Annotated in this window: 15 protein-coding genes and 1 pseudogene; 9 read left to right on the top strand and 7 right to left on the bottom strand. The window is 44.1% G+C overall.

Features of this window, described 5'->3' with window-relative positions:
* Window positions 1–1,380 (bottom strand): hypothetical protein (locus F6J90_RS32130; protein WP_293103212.1); only part of this gene is annotated, 1,380 nt, incomplete at its 3' end.
* Window positions 1,381–2,109: 729 nt separating this feature from the next.
* On the opposite strand from F6J90_RS32130, the gene F6J90_RS32125 reads away from it, so the two are divergent.
* On the top strand, window positions 2,110–2,430 hold the full coding sequence (locus tag F6J90_RS32125) for a hypothetical protein (protein WP_293103210.1): 321 nt from the start codon (window positions 2,110–2,112) through the stop codon (window positions 2,428–2,430).
* Between the two features lie 110 nt (window positions 2,431–2,540).
* On the opposite strand, the gene F6J90_RS32120 is transcribed toward F6J90_RS32125, so the two are convergent.
* Entirely contained in the window at window positions 2,541–4,235 is a 1,695-nt protein-coding gene (locus F6J90_RS32120) for a hypothetical protein (protein WP_293103209.1), read from the bottom strand.
* A 1,238-nt stretch (window positions 4,236–5,473) separates the two neighbouring features.
* On the opposite strand from F6J90_RS32120, the gene F6J90_RS32115 reads away from it, so the two are divergent.
* Window positions 5,474–6,484: a sulfotransferase gene (locus F6J90_RS32115; RefSeq protein WP_293103206.1), complete on the top strand. Its 1,011-nt coding sequence runs from the start codon at window positions 5,474–5,476 to the stop codon at window positions 6,482–6,484.
* Between the two features lie 10 nt (window positions 6,485–6,494).
* Window positions 6,495–7,733: a chromate efflux transporter gene (gene chrA, locus F6J90_RS32110; RefSeq protein ID WP_293103203.1), complete on the top strand. Its 1,239-nt coding sequence runs from the start codon at window positions 6,495–6,497 to the stop codon at window positions 7,731–7,733.
* A gap of 235 nt (window positions 7,734–7,968) precedes the next feature.
* Here the strand turns inward: chrA and F6J90_RS32105 are convergent, their stop codons facing one another.
* On the bottom strand, window positions 7,969–9,003 hold the full coding sequence (locus F6J90_RS32105) for a phosphate/phosphite/phosphonate ABC transporter substrate-binding protein (RefSeq protein WP_293103200.1): 1,035 nt from the start codon (window positions 9,001–9,003) through the stop codon (window positions 7,969–7,971).
* A gap of 627 nt (window positions 9,004–9,630) precedes the next feature.
* On the opposite strand from F6J90_RS32105, the gene F6J90_RS32100 reads away from it, so the two are divergent.
* The 3 genes from F6J90_RS32100 to F6J90_RS32090 all read left to right on the top strand — a co-directional run bounded on the left by F6J90_RS32100 (window position 9,631) and on the right by F6J90_RS32090 (window position 19,401).
* Window positions 9,631–13,089: a GAF domain-containing protein gene (locus F6J90_RS32100; RefSeq protein ID WP_293103197.1), complete on the top strand. Its 3,459-nt coding sequence runs from the start codon at window positions 9,631–9,633 to the stop codon at window positions 13,087–13,089.
* An 853-nt stretch (window positions 13,090–13,942) separates the two neighbouring features.
* Window positions 13,943–17,488 carry an NB-ARC domain-containing protein gene (locus F6J90_RS32095; protein WP_293103194.1) on the top strand — a complete coding sequence of 1,182 codons (3,546 nt, stop codon included), beginning with the start codon at window positions 13,943–13,945 and terminating at the stop codon, window positions 17,486–17,488.
* A gap of 941 nt (window positions 17,489–18,429) precedes the next feature.
* Window positions 18,430–19,401 carry a transposase gene (locus tag F6J90_RS32090; protein WP_293103191.1) on the top strand — a complete coding sequence of 324 codons (972 nt, stop codon included), beginning with the start codon at window positions 18,430–18,432 and terminating at the stop codon, window positions 19,399–19,401.
* A gap of 516 nt (window positions 19,402–19,917) precedes the next feature.
* On the opposite strand, the gene F6J90_RS32085 is transcribed toward F6J90_RS32090, so the two are convergent.
* The gene (locus F6J90_RS32085; RefSeq protein WP_293103188.1) at window positions 19,918–20,808 is read right to left on the bottom strand and encodes a DUF1822 family protein; all 891 of its coding nucleotides are present in this window, start codon (window positions 20,806–20,808) and stop codon (window positions 19,918–19,920) included.
* A 479-nt stretch (window positions 20,809–21,287) separates the two neighbouring features.
* On the bottom strand, window positions 21,288–21,677 hold the full coding sequence (locus F6J90_RS32080) for a hypothetical protein (protein ID WP_293103186.1): 390 nt from the start codon (window positions 21,675–21,677) through the stop codon (window positions 21,288–21,290).
* Between the two features lie 660 nt (window positions 21,678–22,337).
* Between F6J90_RS32080 and F6J90_RS32075 the strand changes: the two genes are divergently transcribed.
* The 3 genes and pseudogenes from F6J90_RS32075 (at window position 22,338) to F6J90_RS32065 (ending at window position 24,177) form a co-directional block, all read left to right on the top strand.
* Window positions 22,338–22,805, top strand: coding sequence for a reverse transcriptase N-terminal domain-containing protein (locus F6J90_RS32075; protein ID WP_293103183.1), 468 nt, complete (start codon window positions 22,338–22,340; stop codon window positions 22,803–22,805).
* 46 nt (window positions 22,806–22,851) lie between these two features.
* A pseudogene (locus tag F6J90_RS32070) lies at window positions 22,852–23,604 on the top strand (reverse transcriptase domain-containing protein); the annotation flags it as partial.
* A gap of 123 nt (window positions 23,605–23,727) precedes the next feature.
* On the top strand, window positions 23,728–24,177 hold the full coding sequence (locus tag F6J90_RS32065; RefSeq protein ID WP_366513943.1) for an HNH endonuclease signature motif containing protein: 450 nt from the start codon (window positions 23,728–23,730) through the stop codon (window positions 24,175–24,177).
* A 573-nt stretch (window positions 24,178–24,750) separates the two neighbouring features.
* On the opposite strand, the gene F6J90_RS32060 is transcribed toward F6J90_RS32065, so the two are convergent.
* Complete coding sequence (locus F6J90_RS32060) at window positions 24,751–25,569, bottom strand: TlyA family RNA methyltransferase (protein ID WP_293103180.1); 819 nt, start codon at window positions 25,567–25,569, stop codon at window positions 24,751–24,753.
* A gap of 87 nt (window positions 25,570–25,656) precedes the next feature.
* Window positions 25,657–25,875 carry a hypothetical protein gene (locus F6J90_RS32055; protein WP_293103177.1) on the bottom strand — a complete coding sequence of 73 codons (219 nt, stop codon included), beginning with the start codon at window positions 25,873–25,875 and terminating at the stop codon, window positions 25,657–25,659.
* Window positions 25,876–25,947 lie beyond the last annotated feature (72 nt).

The following is a 25,947-nucleotide window of genomic DNA, read 5'->3' as shown; positions in this document are numbered from 1 at the left end:
AGTATCATTGCCCTCATTACCGAAAACAGTACCGTTAACAGTGCCTGCAATACCATCATAGGTATCATCACCAGCACTGAGTAGAACATCGCCGTTGATAGTACCTTGGTTAACAATAGTTACGTCAGCCTCAGCACCCTGAGCATCAATACCCACCTGAGGGCTGCCTGCAACAACACCACCGTTGATAGTGCCCCTGTTAATGATTTCGCCGTTGAGTTCGACTCCGTCTTCAATCAGTACTGCCGCATCAGTTTCTGAGGTCAAGGTGCCTTCATTGACAATATCACCATTGAAGACTGAGAGGTCAGTATTAGTACCCTGTCTGAGGCGAACAGCAGTAGCTCGGTTGTTGCCCACCGGCACACCACGTCCGATCACCGTACCCCGATTAATCACACTACCTGTGACATCAGCACCGAGTTGTAGAGAAATGGCATCTCCATCATTGCCTTCACCCACATCGATCAGACCACTACTTTCGTTGACAATCGAGTAGGAAAGCGCACTCTGGTCAGTGTAAACCACACCATCCCGGGGACTGGCAGAGGTGAGAATCTCACCGAAGTTTTGAAGGCTAATATCTTGACCACCGATATTTACGGCACGACTAGCACTAGTGATAGTACCGAAATTTTGCAGGGCCCCAGAAGAGGTACCGCCATTGGCAAAGCTAACGCCGTTGAAAGCGCCATCAATGGTACCGTTGTTAACGATTGTACCGTTGAGTTCGACTCCCGACTCAATCAGTACACCACTGTCAGTTTCTGAGATCAAAGTGCCTTCATTGATAATATCACCATTGAAGACTGAGACATCGGCTCCTCCAATGTCAGTACCCTGTCTGAGGCGAATCGCAGTAGCTTGGTTGTTACCCACCGGCACACCACGTCCGATCACCGTACCTTGATTAACCACACTGCCTGTGACATTAGCACCGAGTTGTAGAGAAATGGCATCTCCATCATTGCCCTCACCGACATCAATGACAGCATCAGGACCGTTGAAAATATTATAGGATGTAGCGGTCTGGTCAGCGTAAACGACACCATCCCTCGGACTTGCAGAGGAGATAATCTGGGCTAAGTTATCAACCCTGATATTTTGACCACCGATGTTGACGGGACGACTATCACTGGTAATCAAGCCTTGGTTAGTTAATATGCCAGAAGAAACACCACCATTAACGAAGTTGACACCGTTGAAGCTACCATCAATTGTCCCTGTTTCTGCGTTAAAGATGCTGGCATTAGTGCCGGTGATATCAACAGCACTACCATCAACATCCAATGTACCGAATACGGTTAAAGAATCCCCTACTCCAGGTAGTACTACTGGATCGGTTAGAGTTTCTCCAGTGGGAATAAAAGTGTTTGACATAAAAGTTCCTCCGAATGCAAGTGAATTAAGTTGGTGAATTAAGTTGATAGTGGAAGTAAACACTGGTCTACCGGCAATAGACCAGTGTAATGTTTTTAACATCAGGCAAACATTGACCCTTAGGCAAAAACCATCGGTTTTAACAGGGCATTAGCGCTGTTGTCTAGCCGCTAAGGTGTCTATATTTCTAGAATGCCATTCGGATCATAGCCTAATGTCTCAGTTTTTGGATCAGTTTTTTAGCTCAGTTATTTTAACTAGGCTTAGTGGTATATTTTTTTTCACACTTAGCCCAGGTTGAGCTTAGATTTTTCTCAGACTAATCTCAGGTTGAGCCATAAACCGATCAAATTAATCCTATTCAGAGGCGCTATATAGCAGAAGTTTGAATAAGAGTTGTCTCAGTTTTTGTCTCAAAGGACTTGCTGGCACAAGTCCGTAAACCACAGGTTTCCTGTTAATCAATAGAGCTCCCGATGTCTGGGATTATTTCATAAAGTTGGAGTTAAAATTTACTGATTTAATAACTCTTTAAAAAGACTTTACTTAAAATTTATAAAAATAAACAGGGAGTCGGGAGCGGTGCGACCCGTGGCGAATTTAATTCGCCTACGGAAAGCGCACCGAGGGAGTCGGGAGTCGGGAATAAAAATTATCACAATTCATTTAGTTTACATGTTCGGGTACATCTGATTAAAGCTGTTTGACCCGGTGGGTGGAACCGGCATCTTGGTGGAACCGGCATCTTGGTGGAACCGGCATCTTGGTGGAACCGGCATCTTGGTGGAACCGGCATCTTGGTGGAACCGGCATCTTGGTGGAACCGGCATCTTGGTGGAACCGGCATCTTGGTGGAACCGGCATTTTGGTGGAACCGGCATCTTGGTGGAACCGGCATCTTGGTGGAACCGGCATCTTGCCGGTTATCAATATTCCCAGGCGGGCTGTCCCAAGCCTGTGGAACTGGCATCTTGCCAGTTATCATCCCAGGCGGAAAATGAGGGCGAGCCCGCCCCTGAAGCACCACTAGCAACTATATGTAAGCATTGAGCTTAGAGAAAAAATGCGATCGCTAATCTAACTAGCGATCGCTAACAGTCTTGGGTAAGAACGTTTTAAGTAAGAACTAATCGGAACAGTCTTGGGATGACACTGTTGTGTTACACAAATACATCAAGTGCCTGCTCAGCAGCATCGAGATTGCCGAATACAGTCAGATTATCCTCGCCGCCAAGGATGGCTACTACAGCTTCTTGACCACTAACTGTTTCGCGACCGAAACTAATATTGCCCAAGAATTCATCAGCGAAATCAAAGGCATCCCCTGCCTCAAAGTCAGTGATTTGGTCAACATCCTGGAGACCGTCTTGGAAGATTTCACTGCCGAAGGCGAAGATGTCTGCACCTGAATTGCCAGTTAACAAGTCATTGCCAACCCCTCCGTTCAAGACATCATTAGCGCTACCACCAATCAGAGTATCATTGCCCTCATTACCGAAAACAGTACCGTTAACAGTGCCTGCAATACCATCATAGGTATCATCACCAGCACTGAGTAGAACATCGCCGTTGATAGTACCTTGGTTAACAATAGTTACGTCACCCTCAGCACCTTGAGCATCAATACCCACCTGAGGGCTGCCTGCAACAACACCACCGTTGATAGTGCCCCTGTTAATGATTTCGCCGTTGAGTTCAACTCCGTCCTCAATCAGTACTGCCGCATCAGTTTCTGAGGTCAAGGTGCCTTCATTGACAATATCACCATTGAAGACTGAGAGGTCAGTATTAGTACCCTGTCTGAGGCGAACAGCAGTTGCTCGGTTGTTACCCACCGGCACACCACGTCCGATCACCGTACCGCGATTAATCACACTACCTGTGACATCAGCACCGAGTTGTAGAGAAATGGCATCTCCATCATTGCCTTCACCGACATCGATCAGACCACTACTTTCGTTGACAATCGAGTAGGAAAGCGCACTCTGGTCAGTGTAAACCACACCATCCCGGGGACTGGCAGAGGTGAGAATCTCACCGAAGTTTTGAAGGCTAATATCTTGACCACCGATATTTACGGCACGACTAGCACTAGTGATAGTACCGAAATTTTGCAGGGCCCCAGAAGAGGTACCGCCATTGGCAAAGCTAACGCCGTTGAAAGCGCCATCAATGGTACCGTTGTTAACGATTGTACCGTTGAGTTCGACTCCCGACTCAATCAGTACACCACTGTCAGTTTCTGAGATCAAAGTGCCTTCATTGATAATATCACCATTGAAGACTGAGACATCGGCTCCTCCAATGTCAGTACCCTGTCTGAGGCGAATCGCAGTAGCTTGGTTGTTACCCACCGGCACACCACGTCCGATCACCGTACCTTGATTAACCACACTGCCTGTGACATTAGCACCGAGTTGTAGAGAAATGGCATCTCCATCATTGCCCTCACCGACATCAATGACAGCATCAGGACCGTTGAAAATATTATAGGATGTAGCGGTCTGGTCAGCGTAAACGACACCATCCCTCGGACTTGCAGAGGAGATAATCTGGGCTAAGTTATCAACCCTGATATTTTGACCACCGATGTTGACGGGACGACTATCACTGGTAATCAAGCCTTGGTTAGTTAATATGCCAGAAGAAACACCACCATTAACGAAGTTGACACCGTTGAAGCTACCATCAATTGTCCCTGTTTCTGCGTTAAAGATGCTGGCATTAGTGCCGGTGATATCAACAGCACTACCATCAACATCCAATGTACCGAATACGGTTAAAGAATCCCCTACTCCAGGTAGTACTACTGGATCGGTTAGAGTTTCTCCAGTGGGAATAAAAGTGTTTGACATAAAAGTTCCTCCGAATGCAAGTGAATTAAGTTGGTGAATTAAGTTGATAGTGGAAGTAAACACTGGTCTACCGGCAATAGACCAGTGTAGTGTTTGTAACCTCAGGCAAACATTGACCCTTAGGCAAAAACCATCGGTTTTAACAGGGCATTAGCGCTTTTGTCTAGTCGCTAAGGTGTCTATATTTCTAGAATGCCATTCGGATCAGAGCCTAATGTCTCAGTTTTTGTATCAGTTTTTTAGCTCAGTTATTTCAACTAGGCTTAGTTGTATAATTTTTTTCATACTTAGCCCAGGGTGAGCTTAGATTTCTCTCAGACTAATCTCAGCTTGAGCCATAAACTGATGAAATTAATCCTATTCAGAGGCGCTATATAGCAGAAGTTGGAATAATAGTTGTCTCAGTTTTTGTCTCAGTTGTCTCAGTTTAGCTTTTTTTATCAGTTTGGATTCAGTTTGGATTCAGTTTTACTTCATTGATAAAGTAAGTCCTATGACATTTGGTTTCACAAGCGTGTTATTCTCCCATCACCCCATTAACCTACAGTCTTAATTTCAATCATTTAGCCTATCTACTTTAGTGATATTGCTTAATTTTCGGCTGTTATACCGGATCGGATAATCAGTTAACGAAGGTGTGATCTGGTTTATAGGGTTTACAAATCAGATGTAAACATAGGAGGTCTTTTTTTATTGTCCAATAAAACTCCGGATATCTTTGCCATATTGCCTTTTGCCCGCCCCCCTTCCGCGCGGGGGGTTAGGGGGGATTCCTTTTTCCTTTTCCGGCAAAAATTTTGTTTACAACCCAGATATAAAGGCGCTTATCGGATGTTAAACAATTTGTAAGCATTCAGCCGTCAGCCGTCAGCCGTCAGCTTATTTTATTCAAAAGCTGTTCGGTGTAGCGTGCGCTATGGGCATAAACTGTTCGGTGTAGCTTGGCCACAGGCGTTTGGCTGAGAGCTGAGAGCTGAGAGCTGAGAGCTGAGAGCTGAGAGCTGAGAGCTGAGAGCTGAGAGCTGAGAGCTGAGAGCTGAGAGCTGAGAGCTGAGAGCTGAATGCTTACGGTTAGTCAGCTAGACACCGCTCCACTCACAGCTAGGGAGAGTTGGTTTGGTGAAGACCAAGCTTTTATTGTGCTGCATTGCAACCACAACGTTTTCTGATGGCTGCTTCTACTTAATCGGTGATCAAGGTCAGCAATTGGAATTCAGTGATGAGGATAGCTCAAAGTTATGTCTATTTTTATGATCGGCACCCAACGCTCAGGCTCTAATTTATTGCGCCTGATGTTGAATCAGATCGGTGATCTCGCTGCTCCCCACTCCCCTCACATATTGCAGCGGATGATGCCATTACTACCTAGCTATGGGGATTTGAGTCAAACGGACACATTTACCATCTTAGTCAATGATGTGTGTCGTTTAGTGGAACTTAATCCCGTCCCTTGGGAGGGTGTGCATTTAGACACAAAGGAAGTTATTTCTTTTTGCCGAGAGCGGTCTTTGGTGGCGATATTAGCCTCTGTTTACGATATTATGGCACAAACTTGGGGAGCACAGCAATGGTGTTGCAAAAGTTTAGCCAACGTTTACTACCTGCCAGAGATTACCGCTTACTTGGAAAACGCTAAATTTATCTATTTGTACCGGGATGGTCGAGATGTGGCGGTTTCTTTTAAGAAGGCAGTGGTTGGAGAAAAGCACTTCTACCATATTGCTCAAGAATGGGCAAAAGCCCAGCGTTTAGCACTCCAGATGCGCTCTCGCCTAAGTCCCGAGAGGTTTTTCAGTATCAGTTATGAAACCCTAATCAGCTCTCCTGAGACTACCCTGCAGGATCTGTGTAATTTCCTAGGGGTGTACTATACTCCTGAGATGCTGGATTTCCATCAATCCCAGGAAGCCTCGAATGCTGCAATGTCTAGCTCCCTATGGAGTAATGTAACGCAACCTGTAATTAAGCAAAACACTAAAAAGTTTCTCCAGGAAGCTACGGATGAGGAAATCCTGATTTTTGAATTGGTGGCGGGAGATGTACTTGATGCTCTTGGTTACGAACGGGTTGGAATTCTTAAAGGGAAAGAAATCAAATTCAGCAGCACTGCGATCGCTAAATTTAATGCGATTAACCAAAGCTTAAAAGCAGAAGTACGCCAAAAAATGGATCCTGAGGACTTAAAGCGACGGGATCGCCAAGCCAGTCTGCTCAAAGAGATTAAAGCACGTCAGAATGTAGCGGCTTAAATAACTGACTATGTTAAAAAAACTGCATGTAAACTCGGAAAATTCCGAGTCGGTATCCCTTTGGTTTCTGTTCTGGAACTTTTTCAAGATCGGAAGTACAGCCTTTGGCGGTTTCATGGCTCTGATTTCTGTGATAGAGAATCAGATGGTGCAGCGGCAGAAGCTCCTCACCCATGAAGATATGCTAGACGGCATCTCTTTAGCCACTGTTTTACCTGGTCCAGTTGCTGCTAACGTAGTAGCCTATGTGGGCTATCGCGTGCGGGGTACTAATGGAGCTGTAGTCAGTGCCATCGGTGTGTTGCTTCCTTCTTTTATCCTGGTAATTGGTCTAACCATTGCTTATCTCCAGGCCGGGGAAATTCCAGCACTTCAAAAAGCCTTTGCCGGATTTATTCCTGCGGTGGCGGCGATTATCTTGAGTGCCGCCAGGCGCATGAGCAAAAAAGCAATCAAAGGCTGGCGCGAACTAGTGATTGCTTTAATAGCGGCAGTCCTACTCAAGGTAGTAGGAGGATTCTACATTACTGTGCTAGTCGTGGTGGGTTCTGGATTGGTAGGATGGCTTTGGTTAGGTGACACTAAGCAGTCGGGACAGCAAAGTTCCCAAGCTCAACCGATTCCGGAGTCAATTCAGGGGATTTCCTGGCTGAAGCTGTCAGTCACCTTGCTCATCCTCCTGAGTTTTCTGTTGCTTTCTCTGATTCCCCTACCCTTTTTGGGGGAAACCAGCCTCGCGAAACTATTCGTCACATTTTCGGGAATGAGCCTCATGCTATTTGGTGGAGGCTACGTGTTCATTCCCCTGATTCAAGAAGTGGTAGTGAATACTTACGGTTGGGTGACTCAGACAGAATTTGCTAATGCGATCGCAATCGGACAAATTACTCCTGGACCAATTCTGATCAGCGCTGCCTTCATCGGTTATGTGGTGAAAGGGATTTCGGGAGCAATAGTAGCAACAGTAGGCATTTTCTTACCACCAGGACTGCTGATGGTAACCTGTTCCCACTTATTGAAACATATCAAAGAATCCACAGTGATTCAGGCGGCGCTCAAAGGAATTCGTCCTGCCGTCATTGGCATGATCATTACCGCTGCTATTGTAGTAGCTGGGACTGCTGAATTTCATGTTGGCAGCCTGGTCATCTTTGCCGCAGCCTTAGCTGCCCTGTGGCGGTTCCGCGTGAAGGTGCTGTTAATTATCCCGATTGCTGGAATTTTAGGCTTAGTACTTTACTCAATCTAGAATGGATTGCTAAATAAGCGCGTTTGTATCTGGGTTGTAAAGTCATGGATTGCCGAAAAAGGCAAGAGGAATCCCCCCTAACCCCCCGCGCGGAAGGGGGGCGGGCAAAAGGCTAGAGGGGCAAGAGATCCAGAGTTTTATAGGAAAATAAAAAAAGACCTTTTCGGTTTACATCTCAAATACAAATGCTATAGCAATCCGTGTAGGAATGGTGATAATTTTTGTTCCCTACTCCCTACTCCCTACTCCCTGTTGCCTGTTGCCTGTTCCCAGAATTCCTAAACGGATCCCTATTAGCATCCCAACTTTTTAGCCTCAACGTTTCAATCAGTTTATCGAGGGAGCCATAATCCTCTGCCGGTAAAAATTTTTCTATCTTAGCAGCTGCCAGGGCTGGATGGTTTGCTGGGATATTCAGAAGCGCTTCGGTCACTGCTGCGACTAATTGCGGGTCAGTACCCTTAAGCGCAGCAATCGGCCACTCGGGATAGAGCTCGGTGGTATGAGTATAGAAGAATTCGTCCTTAGCCGAATCTAGGATTCTCAGCTGTTCCAGGTTTTCCAGCAAGCCTTGGTTGACCATATTTTCTAATTGACATGTACGGATAAACCCAACATCAATTTTGCCGTTGACTACATCAAGCACGATCTTGTCTTGTGATTTGTTTTCCACAAAACTGCTGAAGTCGAGGAACGGGTCAATACCATGTTGAAGCAGATGATAGATTTGGAAAATGCAGCCAGCCGCCGCCGTTTGAAAAGCCACGCAGGCTGCCTTCTTACCCCGCAGATCCTTCAGCTTGTAGATATTGCTATCGCTTCTGACGATGATCAGACCACCAAATTTTGTACCCACCTGAGGTCGAGAGTGGGTAAGTAGAAATTCCGTATCGTAGAGCCGACGGATTTGCACAGCTGCCAGAGGATTGTTGGTGGTAAAGTGCAAATTACCTTGGGCTACTTCAATGAATTGACTTTCTTGGGTAACAGGTACTAAGGAGAAAGGGCGATTAATCACCCCAGAGAGGTAGTTTAGGAGTGGCTGATACCGTTGTTTGACAGAATCCACGCTATCAATGGTAAGCACACCCACCCGGACAGTATTATCCGACACGTGTTGATGGGAAGTATCAACGGGTATCACTGATGGGTTTGCATAATTTTTCTTCTCGCAGGCGGTAAGCCCTAGGATAAGAGCAATAGATACACCAGTCAACAGATGAATTATTGTCTGTTGATAGCTTATTGAGTTGACTAGATTTTTAACCATCAAAACCGATTAAATTCTTCAAGAAAAATAATCATAAAAATAATTTAAACTAGATTAGATCTTATTTTTTCCTTGACAATAGTTATTTCACATGATAAATAATTAGATAAAGTTTCGATAAAGTTTCGATGAAGTTTCGATGAAGTTTTATATCATGTCAGGATAATTAGCCTTAATAAAAATCTCCCCATCTCCCCACACTTCCCACACTTCCCACCCTCCCCACCCTCCCGCGCCCGGGTCCCTTAATTATGGGTATTCAACCAGACTTGATATTAGACATACCCTAGCCAGCCTTAGTTTTTACTGTCAGCAGTTACGAGCATACACAAGACTGCCGGAAAACTATACCTGTAGAGTTAGCCATGACGACATGACTACTCCCAGTAGCGTATATTAAGTAAATTGGCGTAACCCTTAAGGAAAAAAATTCAGTTAATTGACTGAGATAACTTCCTAGATAAATATGGTTACATTAAAAACTGGAGTCAATCTATAAATTCTAAATAGGTTGTGAAATATCACCCGGCCAAGATTCCTGGAATAACAATAATTTTGGGTTTCTGGATTTTCACAAATCGTTTAGAAACGCTATAGTTATCGTTCTAGGAAAAATAGTCACGGTCTATGCATTGTTCAACAGACTTACCCTGGGAATTACCTGTCACACCTCAAGGGATAAGCCAAGATCGACAACAGCACTACCATCAACAATCAAATCAACCCACCGATTCCAACAATTCCCAACCACAAAGGAAAAGTAATGATCTGCGCACTCAATTATTGAAGACCATTCTCCCAGCGGTTTTAACCCCTCTAGGTCTGGCTGGACTATTCAGCTACAGTGCTATTTCCCGCAGCTCCCAACAGCAAGCTGAGCAACTATTAGAGGGTGAAACCCTAGTTGCGGGCAGAGTTTTCTATATATTTTTGGAGGAAGCAAAAAGAATACCTGCTACATTGGCGGCTAGCCCTCTAGTAGTTGAGGCGGCTAGCACTGCAGCCAAAGTTTCTCAAGATCAAAACCTTTCCAAATTACCCTACTACGAGGTTGAAGAGTATTTCTCGGCTACCCGGTTAATCGAGCCAAATCAAGCTCTCAATTATTACTTACGTAAAACTACAGAAATGTATGAGTTTGCCGAGATATCTTTCACCGAAAAGCACGGGTTTAATGTGGCTTACAACAGTCCTACTTCTGACTTTGTCCAACGGGATGAAGCCTGGTGGCAAGTGGCAAAAGATGATCCCAGTCAGCAGGTGATTAACACGAAATTTGATGACACTGACGATAGGTTCGTGATTGAGTTCAGCAAAGCGATCACAGACCCAGCAACTGATGAATTCCTAGGGGTTGTTAGAGGAGTTTTGCCTGCCTCGGTTTTCAGCACCATATTTAAAAACCTGCTGAAGGATTTGGAAATTGGGGATTCTCAATCTATGCAGCTACTAGCCCTGAAACAAGACGACACTGTGGCTGTTGTTGATACCATCTACCAAGGGAAGAGTAAAGACCAGCCACAGAAACTGCTCGGGGCAAAGGATCAAGCACTTGTACAGAACCTAAAAATTTTGCTCAAAGCTGTTGAAACTGGGCAAACAGTGCAGCAGAAGGGACTGACGATAAAGTCAGCTAATTCAGAACTTTTCCCAAACTTAAAGCTGGCCACCTTTGATCATAATAGCAGGCACTATATATTGGTTGCAGTTCCTGATAGCAATTGGACTGTGGCCGTCTCGATCAAACTTAGTGAACTCAGAGCAGCGGGTAGAAAAGCGGCAATAGGCTTTGCTAGTTTGTTCGTGGTACTGGGCATGATTATTACCTTGGTAGTCAGAGCTTTATCCGATCAGTTAGCAAAACCCTTGGGTCAGTTGGCTAATACTGCCAAAGCGGTGATTGCAGGCAACCTGAACGTTCAGGCGGAACTACTTGGTGCTACCGAGACGCAGTTACTGGCTCAAGTCTTTAATAACCTGGTGACACGGGTCAAAGGTCGATTACAGGAGCAAGAAGAAGAAACTGAACAGGCGCGGACATTAGCGCTAGTCAGCAACCAGCTTCAGCAATCCTTAAACTTCGACAATATCCTACAAACTTCCGTTTATGGGGTACACCTTGCCCTCAAGACAGACCGTGTGTTTATCTATCGCTTTAATCCTGACTTCAAAAGCGGGATAATTGCAGCGGAGGTCGTAGATTCTGGTTTGGTTGAAGCCCTAGGGCAAACTATTTATGAACCAATCACGACCGGGGAAATTATACAGTTTAAGTTGGAGAAGCTTGTGAGTGTCGAGAACCTTCAACAAGCTACTCTAACTGGTGCTCCTGGCCAGTTCCTTCAACGCCTTGGTGTCGTAGCCAGCCTAGTTGCCCCAATTATAGTTGGGGGTGAACTTTTCGGCTTGTTGTATGCGAATGATTGCTCAAAACCCCACCCTTGGCAGGAGTCAGAACGTCAGTTAATGCAGCAGTTAACTAGACAAATCGGTGATGCCCTCACCCAAGCCCTGCTCCTGGAACAGCAGCAAGCCACGGTGGACATTTGCCAAACGTTAAATGAGATTACCGCTAGCATGCTTGAATCCGTAGAACGGGAAAAGATTTTCGCGGCTACGGTGGTGGGAGTTAAAAGAGCGCTCTCGTGCGATCGCACAATCATTTACCTCCTCGAACAGAATCATAAAGGGTCAATGGTTGGCCTTTCAGTAACTCTGGATGGGTCTGTTACCCCACAAACACAGAAGGAAGAGTTGGATTTTGCCCTAGAGGATGTTGATCACTACCAGTCACGTCAGGTTCTAGCCATTGATAATCTTGAGGGTGAGTTGACGCAGTACCAGCAGTCCCAAGTAGAGAGGCTTGGCCAAACTTCTCTACTGCTTGGAGCTAAGGCAAGTTTAGTGGCACCGATTTTCGTGGCAGGGAAATTGATTGGCTTTCTGGCTGCCCATCAATGTTCACAGCCAAGAGCTTGGCAGGAAACGCAGATCAACGTTTTCACTCAAGTGGCGATTCAATTGGGCTTTGCTCTAGAGCAGGCTAATCTCCTCGAAAAGACGGAAAGAATTTCTCAAGAGCAAAGACAGGAAAAAGAAGCACTCCAGAAGCAACTGTTGGTACTGCTTGAAAATTTGCAAGGGGCAGCACAAGGAGATCTGACAGTGCGCTCTGACCTGACTTTGGATGAGATTGGTAAAGTTGGTGATTATTTTAACACCATTATTGAAAATTTGCAAACTATCGTAACCCAGGTCAACAACTCAGCGGTTGAAGTCAATACCTTACTGGGAAACAACGAGGTGGTAGTCGGTCAACTAGCAGAAGATGCTCTTAAGCACGCTTCAGAAACCAATCACGCCCTGGATTCAGTGGAGCAAATCACCGATTCGATTCAAGCAGTGGCTGAGAATGCTGATCAGGCGGCAAGGGTAGTTGATCAAGTTGCAACCACTGTTGAAGCTAGCAGCACTGCTATTAACCTAACTCAGGAGAGTATGCTGGAATTGCGAGACACGATTGGCGAAACCACGTCAAGAGTGAACCAGCTAGGTAAATCTTCCGAGAAGATTGCTAAGGTGGTTGCCTTGAGCAACATGCTTTTGGTTAAAACCAATGTTTTGGCTATTAACGCTGAGATTGAGGCTGGGCGGTCTGGTAAAGGGATTCAGGGTTTTGTCGTGATTGCCAAAGAAGTAAATCAGCTTAGCAACCAATTGATCAAAGCTACCCAGGAAATTCAAAAGATAGTAGATGAGATCGACCTAGAAACGTCTCAATTAGTGAAGGTAATGGAACAGAGCACTGCTGTGGTGGAGAAGGGCACAAGTGGAGTTGAGGAAGCTAAGCAGAATTTCAAACAGCTGATGGAGGCTTCGTGCCAGATCGAGCAGCTAGTGGCAGCCATTTCCCAGGGGAGTGTTTCCCAAAGCGAAATCACTGAGAGGGTCGCTATGTTGATCAAAGAGATCGCCCAATTCTCGGAACGCACCTTTGATTCCTCTAGGGAAATTTCAAGTTCCTTAACCTCAACCGTAGCCGTAGCTCAGGAATTGCAGGAGTCGGTTAGTGATTTAAAAAGTTAACAAAAATTTTTCAAACCCCTAGAATGCTTTAGGCTTTAGGTTTGAGGTTTTAGGTTTCTGACCTAGTGTCAGGGTGCCTAGTGTCAGGGTGCCTAGTGTCAGAAATGGGCTTTCTTCGATAGGATTTTTGTGTAGCAAAACCACTACATCTTTACCACTACTCTACTACCTACTACCTACTACCTACTACCTACTACCATTAACCTAGGACAAAAGTCCCTCACCCAATTTATAACTGCTATATAGCCTTAAAAAATATATCATCAACCCCACTATTTATCATCAAACCAAAAAATCATCGTATCGCTTTTTAGATCAATCATATTTTCAAATTAAAATGCTATAATTAACTGGACATATAGCGTTTATCATAGTAAGCTCATGTCCTGAATACTTATACTAAGATCAGAATCGAAGGCAGAGGGAATCCCCCCTAACCCACGCGGAAGGGGGGCAGGCAGCTATGCTGAAGTAAAGGAGTAAGGTTTGATCGGATCAGGTTTTTTATAACTAATTATCCGAACATGATATAATGAGGTAAACAAGATTTTTTCCCAATTCCGTACCCTCCTGATTAAGGGATTCCTCTTCTGACTTCCCTACTCCCTACTCCCTACTCCCTATTCCCTACTCCCTAGGACGAAAGTCCCTCACCGATTTGAGAACTGCTATTAAATTATATTAACTCTGTTCAAAAAACTTAAAATTCCTCAAACCCTTGCTGTTCTAAGATCCGAAGTTACCTGTGCCCTTGTTTAAGGTTATTATCTGAATTGTCTCAGATTGACTTCATGATACTCTCAGATTTTGGCATAACAATTAGCTTGGATACTGAGCAGAACCAGATTTCGCTATGAAGAATTCAGTGCGAGCTTCTGAACTAGGACTCAAATTGGTTGACCGGGCTAGACGCCTGAAAAAATGGAACAAAACCGCAGAAGCTTGGTGTAGCAGTGCCTTAACCTCTAGGGCAACCTTAAACCGATTTTGGGCCAGACAACCGATTCGCTGTGACACCTTTATCGCTATTTGTGATGCTGTAGGGGTTGATTGGGAAAAGGTTGTTGAGTCAGATAACATTAAGCCAGATCAAATCAATAACGGCAAGAGTCCCAATCTGGCTCAAATTAAACGTGTCGATTGGGGACAAGCACCAAAGCTAAGAGATTTCTACGGTCGTACTGAGGAACTCAACACCCTACAGCAATGGATTCTTCAGGAAAACTGCCGCCTGGTCACACTTCTAGGGATGGGGGGAATTGGTAAAACCTCTGTGGCTGTGACCTTAGCCCATCTTCTGGAAGATAAATTTGAGTTTGTGATTTGGCGCACTCTACGCAATGCGCCTCCCCTAGAAGAACTCCTGGCAGACCTGATTCAATTTCTGTCTCGACAGCAGGAAACCACTTTACCCTCCTCTGTGGATGGCAAAATTCTGCGATTGATTCGGTATTTACAAGAGCGGCGTTGCTTGCTAGTTCTAGATAATGTTGAGTCGATTCTGCAAAGTGGCGATCGCACCGGTAGTTATCGAGAAGGATATGCTGAATACGGTGAGCTGCTCAGAAGTATTGGTGAAACCGCCCACCACAGCTGTCTATTACTGACTTCTCGGGAGCCACCCCAGGAATTGACTATCCTGGAGGGGGCAGCCTTACCCATTCGCTGCTTCCCACTCAAAGGGTTATCAGACACCGATGGACAGGAAATCCTGAAGGAAAAAGGAAATTTTGCTGGGGATGACACCCAGTGGCTGACAGTAATTGAGCACTATGCTGGCAATCCTTTAGCTTTAAAAATGGTGGCTTGTCTGGTCAGAGACTTTTTTTATGGCAATATTTCTCAGTTCCTGAATTTTTTAAAGCAAGGCTCATTCATTTTTGATGATATTCGGGATTTGCTAGATCGGCAGTTTCAGCGCCTGAGTGCTACACAACAAGAGCTGATGTACTGGCTAGCTATTAATCGCGAACCTGTTTTTTTTAAGGAGTTAGAACAGGACGTTGTCTGCCACCGATGCGCTCCTGACATTTTACAGTCTCTAGGGTCTCTACAACGGCGCTCATTGATTGAGAAAACCTCGGCTGGGTTTACCCAACAACCTGTAGTGATGGAATACATGGTTAATCGATTACTTGAGCAGATTCCTGAAGAAATTACTAGTAAAAATTTTGATATATTTCGCACTCACGCCTTAGTCAAAGCCACTGTCCCTGAGTATATTCGGGATAGTCAAGTATCTCTGATTATCGAACCGATTATTGAAAGATTACTCGCAAGTTTTGGTTGCACAAAACAGCTCAGCAATCAGTTGCGGGAAATTATTTCAATGCTGCGCTCCCCAACTTCGATAGAAAAAAAAATACCCCAAGAAACAGCATATATCTGCGGCAATATAATTAATATACTGCGCCAATTACAGGTGGATTTAAGCAGCTATGACTTTTCTAATCTAACAGTGTGGCAAGCTAACCTACAGGGGATTAAATTACACAATGTCAATTTCGCTAATGCTGACTTGACCAGCTCAGTATTTACGGAAACCTTAGGAAATATTTTATCAGCAGCATTCAGCCCAGATGGTAAACTATTAGCAACCTGTGATACAGATTGGAAGGTTCGCCTCTGGCAAGTACCAACCGGCAAACTAGTTTTGATCTGTGAAGGTCACACCAATGTAGTACGTGACCTTGCTTTCAGCCATGATGGTAAAATCTTAGCCAGTTGCAGTGCCGATCACACCGTTAAGTTTTGGGATGTCAGTGATGGTAAGTGCTTAAAAACTTGTAGTGGACATAGTAATGAGGTATGTTCAGTCGCTTTTAGTCCAGATGGTAAGACCCTAGTCAGTAGCAGTGGCGACCACACCTTGAAACTCTGGGATATCAAAACTGGAGAATGTCTCAACACTTGCACCGGACATAGCAGTTGGGTTAGATCCGTTGCCTTTAGTCCAGATGGTAAGACTATAGCTAGTAGCAGTGACGACCAGACGGTGAGATTCTGGGATAGTAGCACTGGTGAATGCCTGAATACTGGCACTGGACATAGGGATTGGGTGGGGTCAGTGGCATTCACCAGTGACGGGAAAACCTTAGCCAGTGGCAGTGGCGACCACACGGTGAAGTTTTGGGAGGTAAGCACAGGTCGGTGCTTAAGAACTTACACTGGACATAGTAGTGGTGTCTACTCCGTGGCCTTTAGTCCAGATCGGAAAACCCTGGCTAGTGGCGGTGGCGACCACATCGTTAGGCTGTGGGATACTAGCACCAATGAATGTTTGAAAACCTTGCATGGACACAGCAATCAGGTATTTTCAGTGGCCTTTAGTCCTTATGGAAAAACCCTGGTTTGTGTGAGTTTAGACCAAAAGGTGAAGCTGTGGGATTGTCAAACCGGTCAATGCTTGAAAACTTGGTATGGACATACGGATTGGGCAATGCCCATCGCGTTTAGTAGTGACGGTCACACCCTGGCTAGTGGCAGTAACGACTACACGGTGAGAGTATGGGATTATGGTACTGGTAGCTGCATCAGAACCTTGCCCGGACATACTGACTTTGTGTATTCAGTGGCATTCAGTAGTGACAGGAAAACCTTAGCCAGTGGCAGTACAGACAATACGATCAGGCTGTGGGATGTCAGCACAGGTCGCTGCATGAGAACACTGCATGGCCATACTGATTGGGTATTTTCAGTAGCATTCAGTAGTGACGGGAAAACCTTAGCCAGTGGCAGTGCCGACCACACGGTCAAGCTGTGGGATGTCAGCACAGGTCACTGCATCAGAACGTTTCAAGAACATACTGATAGAGTGTGTTCAGTGGCATTCAGTAATGAGGGGAAAACCTTAGCCAGTGGCAGTGCCGACCACACGGTGAGGCTATGGAATTGTGAGACCGGAAGCTGTGTAGGAATTTTGCGCGGACATAGTAATCGAGTCCACTCCGTGGCCTTTAGTCCCAATGGTCAGCTCTTGGCTAGTGGCAGTAGAGACGACACGGTGAAGCTGTGGGATATCGGTCAGAGTAAGTGCTGCAAAACCTTGACGGGACATACCAATTGGGTATTGTCAGTTGCCTTTAGTCCCGATGGGAAAACCCTAAGCAGTGGCAGTGCTGACCAAACGGTGAGACTTTGGAATGTTTCCACAGGGGAGTGCCGTGACATTTGCGCCGGACATAGCCATCTGGTCTATTCAGTTGCCTTCAGTGTAGATGGTCAAATTATGGCCAGTGGGTCTCAAGACCAAACCGTCAGACTAAAGGATGTAGAAACGGGGGAGTGTTTGAAAATCCTGAGAACTCCTAGACTCTATGAAGGCATGAATATTACTGGAGTTAGAGGGTTAACTGAGGCACAGAAAGCAACTCTGAAAACTTTGGGGGCGATCGGATGAATTTGGAATGAAGAATGAAGAATGAAGAATGAAGAATGAAGAATGTAGAATTTAGAATTTAGAATTTAGAATGAAGAATGTAGAATTTAGAATTTAGAATGAAGAATGTAGAATTTAGAATGTAGAATGTAGAATGTAGAATGTAGAATGTAGAATGTAGAATGTAGAATGTAGAATGTAGAATGTAGAATGTAGAATTTAGAATTTAGAATTTAGAATTTAGAATTTAGAATTTAGAATTTAGAATTTAGAATTTAGAATTTAGAATTTAGAATTTAGAATTTAGAATGCGCGCGTAGGGTGCGTTAGGGGCGGGCTCGCCCTAATTTTCCACTTCGTAGCCAGTATTGGGATAGCCCGCCCCGTAACGCACCACCAAGTATAAATTCTAAATTAGAATGTAGAATGTAGAATGTAGAATGTAGAATTTAGAATTTAGAATTTATAGCAACCGAAGTATAGTTTAGGACAGAGTATTTTGGTTGAAAGGGAGCAGGGAGTAGGGAGCGGTGCGACCCGTGGCGAATTTAATTCTTAATGGGTCAAGCGCACCGTAGGCAGCAGAAATATGTCTTAAGCTTTACTTCGACTGCTATAGAATTTATAATTTATAATTTAAAATTTAGAATTTAGAATTGAATTTTTTTTCATTCTTTATTCTTCATTCTTCATTCTTCATTCTTCATTCTTCATTCTTCATTCTTCATTCTTTTTGGTGTTGTCGCCATGGCATAATAACAAGAAAAGGGAAAGAGCCGCTACGGGATCACATCCCATAACTCCATACCTCTTAAATTTTAAGATTATGCCCATAGCCCATAAGCTTAATGCTTACTTTTTGACGTCTATTTTAGGATTTTTTACTGTATTAATAAGGTATAATTTTAGGAGTATATTATTTAAAATAACTTTTGAAATTGGTAACATTTAGTCCATGAATAATGACTAATCAACGTGCAGACTACGATAATCCATGGAAAGAGGCAATTTCCTTATATTTCCAACCCTTTATGGCATTTTTATTTCCCGAACTTGAGGAAAACATTGACTGGGACAAAGGCTATGAGTTTCTGGACAAGGAATTCCAACAGATAGCTCGGGATGGGGAAATTAGCACTAGGGAGGCAGACAAATTAGTTAAGGTTTGGCGCACCGATGGCCAGGAAACCTGGGTATTAATTCATGTTGAAGTCCAAAGTCAATACGAATCCGTGTTTGCTGAGAGGATTTATGTATACAATTACCGCATTTTTGACAAATATCGGCGTCAAGTAGTCAGTTTAGCTGTTCTAGCTGATGAAAGCAAATCCTGGCGACCGAATCAATACAGTTACACGATTTGGGGGTGTGAGGTTTTGTTGCGCTTCCCGATTGTGAAACTGCTCGATTATTCGTCCCAGGTGTTGGAGGAAAGTAACAATCCGTTTGCTGTAATTATTGCAGCTCATCGGGCGAATCAGCAAACTAAACAAGATGTTGAGCAACGATATCAGATTAAATTACGAGTGGCTAAACGTTTGTATCAACGGGGCTATGGCAGGCAAGATATCCTAGAGTTATTCCGGTTAATTGATTGGCTAATTAGTTTACCCGATAGCTGGCAAACCGGCTTTACAGAAGAAATTAGACGTTACGAACAGGAGAGTAGTATGCCTTACGTTACTAGTTTTGAACGCCTTGCTCGTCAAGAGGGGATTGAAATCGGCCTTTTGGAAAAGGGTCGAGAATGGCTGCTTGAAGTACTTCGGATTCGTTTTGAAGATGTGCCTAGTGAGTTGGTGGAAACAATCAACCAAATTAAGGAGGACTCGATGTTGACAATGTTGCACAGACAGGCAATTACCATTGCTTCTGTAGAGGAGTTTATGGTTGTGGTTAATCAGCAGCTAGCTTCTGGTGAGCAAAGTTCTTAGGTGCCCTTGACCCATTAAGAATTTAATTAGCCACGGGTCGCACCTGAGGATACTTAACGGAAAGTGCGACAGGAAAATTTGATAAATTATTGGAATTTAGAATTTAGAATTTAGAATTTAGAATTTAGAATTGTAATTTTTTTCATTCTACATTCTACATTCTACATTCTACATTCTACATTCTTCATTCTTCATTCTTCATTCTTCATTCTACATTCTTCATTCTACATTCTACATTCTACATTCTACATTCTTCATTCTACATTCTACATTCTTCATTCTACATTCTTCATTCTTCATTCTTCATTCTTCATTCTAAATTCTTCATTCTACATTCTTCATTCTTAATTCTACATTCTTCATTCTTCATTCTTTGTAAGCATTCAGTCGTCAACGGTCAGCAGTCAGTCATTTGCTTACCTGTTTTCTTCAAAAGCTGTTCGCGTAGCGTGCGCGTAGCGCATAAGCTGATAGCTGATAGCTGACGGCTGACGGCCAACGGCTAAATGTTTACAATCAGATTAAGAAATTTTCTGTAATACTGATATCATTCCAAACTAACTTAATGGTAAAATATTCTCCTGCTTCGCCACTCACTTGCAACTTAAGATTTTCCGTCTCTCTGGCTTGGACTTGAATCACGACAATTTCCTCTTCATCTAGCACCATAATTTGTAAACCTTTGGGGAGAAGGTCTCGACCACCACCGGGATACAGCTCAATGGATACATTCATTTTGGGTGATTCTGTCGGATGTAGCTCCACTAATAAAGCTACTTGCTGATCACCCCAGCCGATCTCAGTACCGAGTAGCTTACCTCTTTTCACTCCTGCTGTGGTATGGAATTTGGTACTAGCTTCTTGATGCAGTCGCTCATGGGGGAAACCCCCAAGACCGCGCTGCATCGCTTGGTGAAAGGAGTCACTTCTAAAACTGAAATCTCGCTCTGGGTATTGCTCTAAGATAGTCTCCACGTTTTCCCAACCCGGATCAAAACAATCCTCTAACCACCGTTTTAGTTGTACCACCTTTTGACTGGGTTTTGATCGCTGTGTTGGGCTGGGGTCTAATCTAAAACTGTCTAATCTAAAACTATCCTTAGGGAAGGGAGAAGGGGAAATGGGGAATGGGAAATTGGGGGAAGTATACCCTGAATCCCCTTGCCTTCCGGAACCTCTGCGAAAAACGGGAACTGCTTGGTGGGTTTGTCCTGCTGGAATAATGGCGTTGCTTAATAATGGAATGATTTTAAGAGTGAGGTGGAATGGGCATCTTGCCGTGGAATGGGCATCTTGCCGTGGAACTGGCATCTTGCCAGTTTCAATAGATTTCCGCGCGGGCAGGATGCCCACTCTACTCATATTGATTACTTGATTCAGCAACGCTGGAATAATGGTGTGTGACATTAATAAGTTACTCGAATACACTCTGCAATTGTCATCATAATGGCCAGACAATCGCAAAATGTCTCAGTTTTTGTCTCATTTGTCTCAGTTTTGAATTAAAAATGAAGAATTAAGAATTAATAATTAAGAATTAAAAATGAAGAATTAAGAATTAAAAATGAAGAATTAAGAATTAATAATTAAGAATTGGGAATTAAGAATGTAGAATTAAGAATGTAGAATTAAGAATTGGAAATTCTGCCTTAACCCTTAACCATTCACCATTCACCATTCACCATTATGTATTCTAAATTCACCCTTATCAATTCACCATTCACCCTTAACCATTCATAATTCACCATTCTAAATTTTTCATTCTTCATTCTTCATTCTTCATTCTTCATTCTTCATTCTTCATTCTTCATTCTTCATTCTTCATTCTTCATTCTTCATTCTTCATTCTTCATTCTTTAACCTTTAACTTTGGCCTTTCGGCCACGCTACGCGAACGAGGAGAGTCGATTCAATAACTCCTTTGGAATTGCCTCGAAATTTTCTAAGAGAAAGTCCATTAACGCTAGATGATGTAAGGAATCGGAAGAGGGAGATCTATAGCGAGCACCTTGGGCGAGCCAGGTGTTTGCAGCGTGGGTTGAGCGGAAGCAGATTTGACCAATGTCTTCTTGATTAACTTGCCATTTCCCATAAAACTCTTGGGGGGTCATGGATAGTGGGCAGTAGCTGTACAGGTTGATCAGGATTCGCTCTCGCTCGGTGATGGGACGAGGATAGGAATGTGGGCTTGTGGATTGGCTCTGGGCAAGTTGGGCAAGGCGGTCTAGGGCTCGCTGACACTTAATCAGATGATCTAAGGAGCGTTTTTTTGGCATGATTTTTTGGCATCATGGAATTACCTGGGCGACCGATGAAGGCGCTCAAAGGAGTGAGAATTCCATAATTCTCCATAGAGGCTAGAGTTCAAGCGAAGTTCCCACCCGAAGGGGCGCTGCGAGATGGATATATCCGGCTTCTGAGCTAGAATACTCCCGAATCGCTTCGTCTGCTGAGCTAGAGGGTAATGCGTAACCAGATGCACATGCCGCGTGATAATGGGTCGTTAGGGAAAGAACGAATAGGTTGACGAAAGGAATCGTTGTTTGAAGCGTCGTAACTATCGATATCCCTGCTAAAGCGGTAATGGGGGTACTAGCTCCAAGAGTTAACTCAGTAGGTTATGGGTAACTTAGAACTCCTTGGACTCGGCGTAGAGACGGCAACCATTAGTTCGCATCTCCTTTGTGTGCAACCGGGTAAGCCGAGATTGAGTCCCTAACCTAGGTCGATAGTTAGGGTAGCCAAATCGTAAGAAGAGGTATAACTCTTAGTCCGGTAGAAGACTGAACCAAGCAAAAGCCAACATGACGAAAGTCAACGGGAAAACGGAAACGTATAACCGGTTGGATAGAGGGAAATCCCTCAACTTGAAAGAGTGCTGAATTTCAGAACTAATTCCGAGCAAGGGACATAATACATTTGACACCTTAATTGTAATGGAAAAGATAGCATCGAACCCAATAGGGAACGGTATCGTAACTGAACAAACTACCCACTGGCACTCCATCAATTGGAAGAAAGCCTACAGGTCAGTAAGGAAGCTCAGACGTAGAATATTCCTCGCGACTCGTGAAGGCAATTGGAAAAAGGTGAATAAACTACAACGCCTGATGCTACGTAGTTATTCCAACATACTCATTTCCGTAAGACAGGCAGCGCAACTCAACAAAGGTAAAAATACCCCTGGGATTGACAAAATAGCCAAATTAGACCCCAACCTCAGAGGAGAGTTGGTCGATGCTCTCAGAGATTACAAAGCCTGGACACCAATTCCTACCAAACGTGTATACATTCCCAAATCCAACGGTAAAAAACGCCCCTTAGGAATACCTGGCATGATTGACAGATGCATACAAGGCATCGTCAAGAATGCACGCTTAGCCAACATGGGAAGCTTTATTTGAACCAACATCATATGGATTCAGACCAGGCAGGAGTACCCATGACGCACGACAAAGGATATTCGACAACATTAAAGGGGAAAATAACCGAAAGTGGTGGGTATTAGACGCGGACATCTCCGGATGCTTCGACAATATTGCACACAAACCCCTACTGGACAAAATTGGAAACTTCCCAGCCAAAAAACTAGTGGAACAGTGGCTCAAATCGGGATACATAGATAAAGACGTATTCTATAAAACCGAGACAGGAACACCACAAGGTGGGACGATAAGTCCATTACTAGCCAATATCGCACTACACGGCATGGAGGAAGAACTGGGAATTAAATACAGGTGGGACAAAGACAAAAGAAGAAAATCCGGAGGATTCTGGACTAACATATCCAATAGAACATTTGTCCGCTTTGCTGATGACTTTGTGGTATTAACCGAGAACAAAGAAGATGCAGATGAAGCTAAGGCAATCCTACAAGAATGGTTGACCAAAATAGGACTAAATCTATCAGATGAAAAAACCAGTATCAGACACCTCACAGCAGGATTTGACTTCCTCGGATGGAATTTCCGAAAATATAGAACCACCACACGCAAATCAGAATTGGTGACCCTAATCAAACCTTCAAAAAGGAATATACAAAAATTCAAAGATAAATTGAAGGACGAATTCAGGAAATTGAAAAGTGCAACCCCTACCCAAGTGATAGAAAAACTAAACCCAGTTATTAGGGGGTGGGGAAACTATCATGACGGAGTGGTCGCTAAAGAAACTTTCAGCTACCTGGATAGTCATATATTCTGGAAATTGAAGAGATGGGGATTACGGAAATACAAAAAATCTCCAGATTGGATTTTCGAAAAACATTTCGGGAAATATTGTCCAGGTAGAGATGACAAATGGGTATTTGGAGACAAGTCCTCAAAAATGTATTTACAAAAACTTGCATGGACTCCCATCAAACGCCATACCTTAGTCCAATACATGAATAGCCCTGATGACCCCAATCTAATTGGGTACTGGGAACAGAGGAAAATCAAACAAATGGAAAAGACGGCGAAAGGGAGACTATCGGCAGGAAAGGACAAAATAGCAAACCGGCAGAATTACACCTGCCCAGTTTGTAATCAATTATTGGGTACAAATGGCATACATATACACCACATTATACCCAAACACCTAGGTGGAACAGACAAGTATGATAATCTAGTCTATCTACATGAAGATTGCCACCATTCCATTCATGCCTTGGGTGCCCTCAATCCCGACATACAGAAAATGCTGAAAGCCGGGATAAAAAAACCCTCTTTGAAGCGGAACAAAAGCCAAAAGGTACAAACCCGCAAATCTAAGAAAAGAGTAGGCAGTGATAAATGAGTTCTTTTGGAGTTAGTTGCGCCGTGTACTTGGAGACTTGTTCGCACGGTGCTTAGGGGACGAAGCGGGGGCAACCCTGCTGACTTACCCAATCACACATAGTTTGTGACTGGGGACTAGAGCCGCGCTTGTAGCGTGCAACTGAGAAGCGCGGCTCTTTGTCCAGAAATGCTAGGGGAATATCGGACATTTTTATTATTACTAATATCTCGGAAAATGTCAAGAGTAATTTTAAATTTGAAACATTTTTTTACAATGAAAAAAAATGATTATTTTGGGGGTTTATCGAGGGTTTATTTTTGATTTATGAACATAGTATTGATGGGAAAAGGGAGCAGGGAACAGGAAACAGGGAGGGAACAGGGAACAGGAAACAGGGAACAGGGAACAGGGAATGAGTAGGGAGATTACCTACTATAATAAAGCTATATTTTTTTATAAATGATTATCTGAACTTGATATAATTTATTCCTGGGTTTTAGGAATCCTGTAGCAGTGATTAAGGAGTAGCAAATCCCGATTCCCTACACCCTACACCCTACACCCTACACCCGACTCCCGACTCCCGACTCCCTATTCCCTGTTGATGGTAATCTCTCTAATTGCGGCTAAATCGGGGTAGGGTAATACGCTATCCATGGCTAGCCAAAGTAAGTACTCGATATTCCCGGCGGGGCCAGTAATGGGAGAGGAGATTAATCCTTTGTACTGCCAACCTAGCTGTTTGGCGGATTCTAGAACGTTTGCGATCGCATCCGCCTGGTGATGGGGGTCTCTGACTACTCCCTTTTTCCCGACACGGTCACGACCAACTTCAAACTGAGGCTTGACTAGCAACACTACCTCACGGGGAGGGGATAGCAGTTGCCACAGAGCAGGAATAATTTTGGTTAAGGAAATAAAGGAAACATCGACTACGCCTAAATCAGCATAGACTTGACTCTGATTCGGGATTGGTGAAACACCGTACAAGTCCGCTGGCTGAAGATAGCGTAAGTTGGTACGTTCTTTCAAGACCACCCGCTGGTCATTGCGCAGACTCCAGGCAACTTGTCCATATCCGACATCAACACCATAAACCTGTTTTGCTCCAGCTTTTAGCAAGCAGTCGGTGAAGCCACCGCTGGAAATGCCACCATCTAGGCAAATGCGTCCGTTTACTGAAATTCCAAATACGTCCAAGGCTTTGGCAAGTTTTTGCCCTCCTCTGGATACATAAGGGGGTTTCTCTTTGACCTGAATCTGAGCGGTGGTGTTAATTTCAGTTCCTGGCTTATCTAATACTTGTCCATCTACCATTACTTCACCGGCACGAATCAGCACCTGAGCTCGCTGTCGGGATTCACACAGGTTAAGGTCTACTAATAATTTGTCGAGTCGTTGTTTAACCAATGGGATTGGAAGGTTTGAAGGTTATTTGTCAGAATGCAGAATTAAGAATTTAGAATGTAGAATTTAGAATGTAGTGCGTAGGGTGCGTTAGGGACGGGCGAGCCCTAATTTTGCGCCTCGTAGCCAGTGTTGGGATAGCCCGTCCGATTGTAACGGGCAAGATGCCCGTTCCACCCACCGGGTCAAACTGCACTTGTGATCTTTTTGCAGTCTACCACTGGTATCCTGTGCTTTGGGTTGTTGTGTGACTTTCGCTGGTGCAGAAACTGGAACAGGACTTACGCAACTGGCACAGTGCGTACGCACTGAAGCTTAGTACATTAGTACTAGGCTTCAGTCAAGTCTGTGATCAGCCCTTGTTCAGATTAGTAATAGTAA

The sequence above is a fragment of the Moorena sp. SIOASIH genome (genome assembly GCF_010671925.1).
In the GTDB taxonomy this organism is placed as follows: Bacteria; Cyanobacteriota; Cyanobacteriia; order Cyanobacteriales; family Coleofasciculaceae; genus Moorena.
This window is presented reverse-complemented; position numbering and strand designations above follow the sequence as displayed.